This window comes from Paenibacillus sp. 01T422 (genome assembly GCF_056398785.1).
In genome coordinates, this window is record NZ_JBFTQB010000690.1 from 1 (window position 1) to 4839 (window position 4839).

6 protein-coding genes are annotated in these 4839 nt (G+C 42.3%); 4 read left to right on the forward strand and 2 right to left on the reverse strand.

Features of this window, described 5'->3' with window-relative positions; translation table 11 throughout:
* The first annotated feature begins 18 nt into the window (after window positions 1-18).
* The 3 genes from AC1DUA_RS29015 to AC1DUA_RS29025 are packed head-to-tail and all read left to right on the forward strand — an operon-like array spanning window position 19 to window position 2603.
* The gene (locus tag AC1DUA_RS29015; RefSeq protein ID WP_477503058.1) at window positions 19-888 is read left to right on the forward strand and encodes a discoidin domain-containing protein; all 870 of its coding nucleotides are present in this window, start codon (window positions 19-21) and stop codon (window positions 886-888) included.
* A gap of 48 nt (window positions 889-936) precedes the next feature.
* On the forward strand, window positions 937-1503 hold the full coding sequence (locus AC1DUA_RS29020; protein ID WP_477503059.1) for a hypothetical protein: 567 nt from the start codon (window positions 937-939) through the stop codon (window positions 1501-1503).
* Window positions 1504-1514: 11 nt separating this feature from the next.
* Window positions 1515-2603 (forward strand): glycosyl hydrolase family 95 catalytic domain-containing protein, encoded by a 1089-nt coding sequence (locus tag AC1DUA_RS29025; protein ID WP_477503060.1) that lies wholly within the window; start codon window positions 1515-1517, stop codon window positions 2601-2603.
* Between the two features lie 226 nt (window positions 2604-2829).
* Here AC1DUA_RS29025 and ytxJ read toward each other — a convergent pair whose 3' ends face one another.
* Window positions 2830-3171 (reverse strand): bacillithiol system redox-active protein YtxJ, encoded by a 342-nt coding sequence (ytxJ, locus tag AC1DUA_RS29030; protein WP_477503061.1) that lies wholly within the window; start codon window positions 3169-3171, stop codon window positions 2830-2832.
* A gap of 150 nt (window positions 3172-3321) precedes the next feature.
* Between ytxJ and AC1DUA_RS29035 the strand changes: the two genes are divergently transcribed.
* Window positions 3322-4191, forward strand: a complete 870-nt coding sequence (locus AC1DUA_RS29035) for a metallophosphoesterase (RefSeq protein ID WP_477503062.1) — start codon at window positions 3322-3324, stop codon at window positions 4189-4191.
* 30 nt (window positions 4192-4221) lie between these two features.
* On the opposite strand, the gene AC1DUA_RS29040 is transcribed toward AC1DUA_RS29035, so the two are convergent.
* Window positions 4222-4839: PucR family transcriptional regulator (locus AC1DUA_RS29040; RefSeq protein ID WP_477503063.1), on the reverse strand; the 618-nt coding region annotated here is incomplete at its 5' end.

Genomic DNA, 4839 nt, shown 5'->3' on the forward strand with positions numbered 1-4839 from the left:
ATCTAAAGGAGATGGAAGATGAAAAGAAACAAAGGATTAAGGAGATTCTCGATTTCGGCATTGTTAACAACTAGTCTACTAAGCGGATTCCTATCGTGTTATCCAGATCAACTGCAAACCGCCCATGCGACGGTAACAGACGAATGGACAGAGCTACAGAGTACTTTGTCCGGGATTAAAGGTCAATACACAACGCCACCTACACTCTCTGAGGTAGTAACGAACAACTATACAGCAGGACTTCTACTAGGCAATGGAGATATCGGTGTAGTATCGGATGCACGTAATGAGAAGCAAACGTTCTACTTTTCTAAGTCCGACTTCTGGGATTCAAAGTTTCAGAAGCTAACGATTGGCGGTATAACTATTTCTACACCTAAAGTATTTGTTTTACCTTATTCTACTTCTTCCAGCGATACAAGTACGATTAGTAGTACTTCGAATGCTTTTGACGGCAATATTGAAACAAAATGGGAGTCCTTGGGTCAGAATGTATCGTCAGGGGACAAATGGCTCACGGTTGACTTGCAACAACCAAAGCTCATCGACCGTTGGGTAGTGAAAAATAATGGATATCCAAACCGAGCATCTAACTATCAACAATATAATTCGAGAGACTACAAGCTTCAAAAAAGTGACGATAAAACAACATGGACGGATGTGGATACGGTTGTCGGCAATACTGCTGAATCAACCAACAGATCGGTTCCAGCTTTTACAGCGAGATATGTACGTTTATATATCACAAAACTTAATCAGCCAACATCGGATAAAGCATCAAACGGTAGTGAAGTCGCAATGATTCGAGAATTCGAATTATATAGCAATAATGTTCCAATTATCACCTCAGTAACTGAAAATATGAATACTCAGATTCAAAACATTTAAAACGCTGAAGTAAATTCCACTCTTACGATGGCAGGAACTAATGTCAATATGCGTACATGGACAGCAGATTCTGACAATGTGTTGGTAACGGAGCTCTGGACAGCTGCAAATGAACAAGCATTGCCAATCGAAACGAAGTTATGGATTTATAATAATCCGGATCGGAATTTTCCAACGCAAAATGGGTTGTCAAGTGAAATGATGTGGGCGACGCGCTCAACGAAAGCAAATCCGGCAACATCGGAATGGATATCTCAAGCCGCAGTTGCTACCCGTGTAATTGGTGCGATTGGGGTCGCATCAGTTATCGATAATAACAATACCAAAATAGCATTTACACTTAATCCAGGTGTACATGTTAAGATTGTTACCAAAATTGCAGGTGAAGGTAATCTTGGCGGGAAAATGACGCCCTTAATCGACTGGAAAAATAACGTACTAACTACGGTATCGGGGTTAAGTGCTAGTCAAACGGATACGTTGTATGCCAACCATCTGCTGTGGTGGAAAAACTTTTGGTTGAAATCGTATGTGAAATTAAATGACATAGATTTGGAAAAATATTATTACGGTGCATTGTATGTGCTTGGTGCATCGAGCAGAAGTAATGGCTAGTTGCCGTAGCGGTGACAAAGGACTATACAAAACTGCCAACTGATCAAAGATTTATTGCAACATTTGGGCTAATTCCGATGATCTGGCATTATCAATACACGGGAGATATAGACTACTTCCGAAATACAACCTATCCGATCCTTAAGGAGATTGGAACTTTTTATATCGATTATATGGAGAAAGATGCGAATAATAAATACATCATTAATCATAGCGGTGCCAATGAAAATGGAGATGATCTGAATTCAAGTATCGATTTAGGGTTTGCGAAGTTGACATTCCAAACACTGCTCAAAGGCAGTGTGGATCTTGGAGTTGACACGGCGATGCGACCAATCTGGCAGGATTATGTGGAGAACATTCGTAGTTTCCCAACCGGAGTATTCAACGGGAAAACGTTGTTTACTCTCGCGGATGTCGTAAACAATCCGCCCAAGGGAAATGCTCTGATCAATATAGGAGATCAGCCCGTTAACCTTGAAGGGATTGTTCACCCGGCAGAACATTTGGCAATCGGCTCTGACAATGTTCAATTGCAAATGGCACGAGATACATTAGCTTATATGGATCCATTCACTCCAGGTCGACGAGGCTCAACCATTAACGGATATCCAAAAACATTTACAATTGCTGCTCGCGTAGGTTGGGACCCGGTAGATCTCATTGCGAAATTCAAGGGCGCAACGAAAAATATCTGGAGAAACAATTTAACAGCTGCACAAAGTGGAGGAGGTATTGAAACATCGGGCTCTATAGAAACGATAAATTCGATGTTGTTGCAAGAAAATGCCGGTGTATTGCGCATATTTGCAAACTGGCCTACAGCAAAGAACGCGAAGTTTGTACGTTTGCGAGCAAAAGGCGCATTTATTGTCAATAGTGAATTGGCAAATGGTCAGGTTAGTTATGTTGATGTTACAAGCGATAAAGGAAATCCATTAACAGTATTTAATCCTTGGAAAAACGTAGCGAACAGTGTTGTAAAGGTATACCAAACTACTAACGGCCAGCTTAATCCAGTCCCTTTCACAATGAATGGTGATTTGATCAAAATTAGTACAATAGCGGGTGCGTCGTACCATATCACGATTACGAACTAGACTGAAAAAACATAAGGATACTAACAAAGGGAGAGGCGATAAAATCGTCTCTCCTTAATATATCTAAAGTTTGAGATTCTGGCGTAAAAGCTTTAAAGAACTCTGAAGGTGGCGAAGCTAGTTTGCGCTGAATCAACTTTATTTAGCCAAAAAAAAGCCCTACAGCGTCCACCTAAATACGAATAGGCGGCCACCATGGGCTTTGCGATTAAATCCTGTGCACGGTTTAGTCTAAAACAGCCGTAATATGCTTGGTTGTAACAGACCAGTGTGATGTATTCCAGACGGATTCTTTATTTTTAAAATAAAGAATTTGCGGCGATGCGTGCTTGATGCCCAGGTCCTCCGCAATTTGGTTAGAAACCGGGCGAGACTCGATGACCTTAACTAGGTAATAATCGACATCCCCATTCGGCTCTCCTGACAAATATTGTTCATATTCATCAAGCGCGCTTGCGCTTACTGGACAAGTTGTGCTGTGTTTCAGAACGACCGCCGGTTTATCGGAGGAACGATCCCATACTTCCTGCCACTGATCAACTGTTGTGAGCTCTTTCCATGCTGACATTTCAATCTCTCCCTTCCCATTACATTAAAATTATTATAAATTAACCAAGCTGCTTATGCAACTCGCCCAAGCCTCGCAAGATTCGCAAACGCTGTATGCTTATTGCTATAATTAAGAGATAAAATGAGCTTTGGAACCAGGAGGAACAATATGCAATCACACCCCCCAGTGACACGACGTACATTTATCAAAAAAGGCGTTCTGCTTGCAGGTTCACTGCTGGCTTCCGGAGGTCTTGTGGGCAGTTATTCCAGCTTCATAGAAACAAAATGGTTTGATATGACTAGAATCACCTTGTCTTTTGAACGACTTCCCAACTCGTTTCATGGCCTTAAACTTTTACAATTTAGCGATTTACATATTGGTCATCATTTTAATTTAAAGGATTTAGAACGTGTCGTTACACTTATCAATAATGAAAAAGCAGATCTTTTAACTTTCACGGGGGATCTATTCGATGCCCGGATTACGGAAGACGAAACGTTAACGAGCAAACTGCTCGCAAGCTTAGAAGCGCCACTCGGCAAGTGGGCCGTACTTGGCAATCATGATAAATGGATCGATAAGAATTATACTCTGCCTATCCTGCAAGATGGCGGGTTTCAAACGCTGATTAACGCCTGCAAGAAGATTACCTACAAAAGTCAGTCCATTCAAATTGCAGGCGTTGAAGATAAACTTACAGGCTCCCCCGATATCGTCAAAACCCTTCAAGGCACCAATGCGCAAATGTTCACGCTCCTGCTCTCGCATTGTCCCGATTTCGCTGATCAAGTAGTCGGACAACCCATTGATTTGCAGCTATCCGGCCACTCACATGGTGGGCAAATTCGACTGCCTATTCTAGGAGCTCTCTTTACGCCTCTTCAAGGCAAAAAATACGTGATGGGGCTTTACGAAGTGCCTGACTCCAAGCTACTTGTCTATACCAATCGAGGAGTCGGCACGACATTCCTCCCTTTCCGTTTCCTATGCAGACCTGAAATTACTGTTATCACACTGGAAAAACGAAAACCCTGAGCGCCCACAGAGCGTCTCAGGGTTTATCTATTATTGTCTGACGTGCAAGAACTGACGGAACAAGAAGACAGCTTTCAGCTTCAAAAGATCGTTAACTTTCTTGAAATCCACCTGTAAAAGATCACTAATCTTCTCTAAACGGTAGGTTACCGTATTTCTATGAATGAATAATTGCTTGGCTGCTTCGCTCACTTGACCGTCATTGCGAATAAAGACTTCTAAAGTTCGAATCATTTCTTGCGAATATTCGGCATCCTTTTCCAAGAGCGGGCGCAATACTTTGGCACAGTAGTCTTCCATCATATTAACCGACACATGTTGGAACAGATGGGCGAACTCTATCGTTTCGTAGTGAACCACACGATCCGACAACTCAAGTTTACTGGCCATTCGCTGCGTTTCCATACATTCCATGTAAGCTTCTCTTAGCGCTGTCGGCTTGGATTTCATGGCACTTGTATAGAACACCATCTCGCCAGCTTCCTCCCGACAGCCTGAGTCCCCTGCATATTTAATCAGAAGCTGTGCCAGCTCATCCTCAGGAAAACCCTCCGCCTGATTCGCAGAATATATGGAGAACATGATATCTTTGAGTATAAAATGGTTTGCGCGCAAGAGGTTAGATTTGGGATGCAGCTCCATGTATTC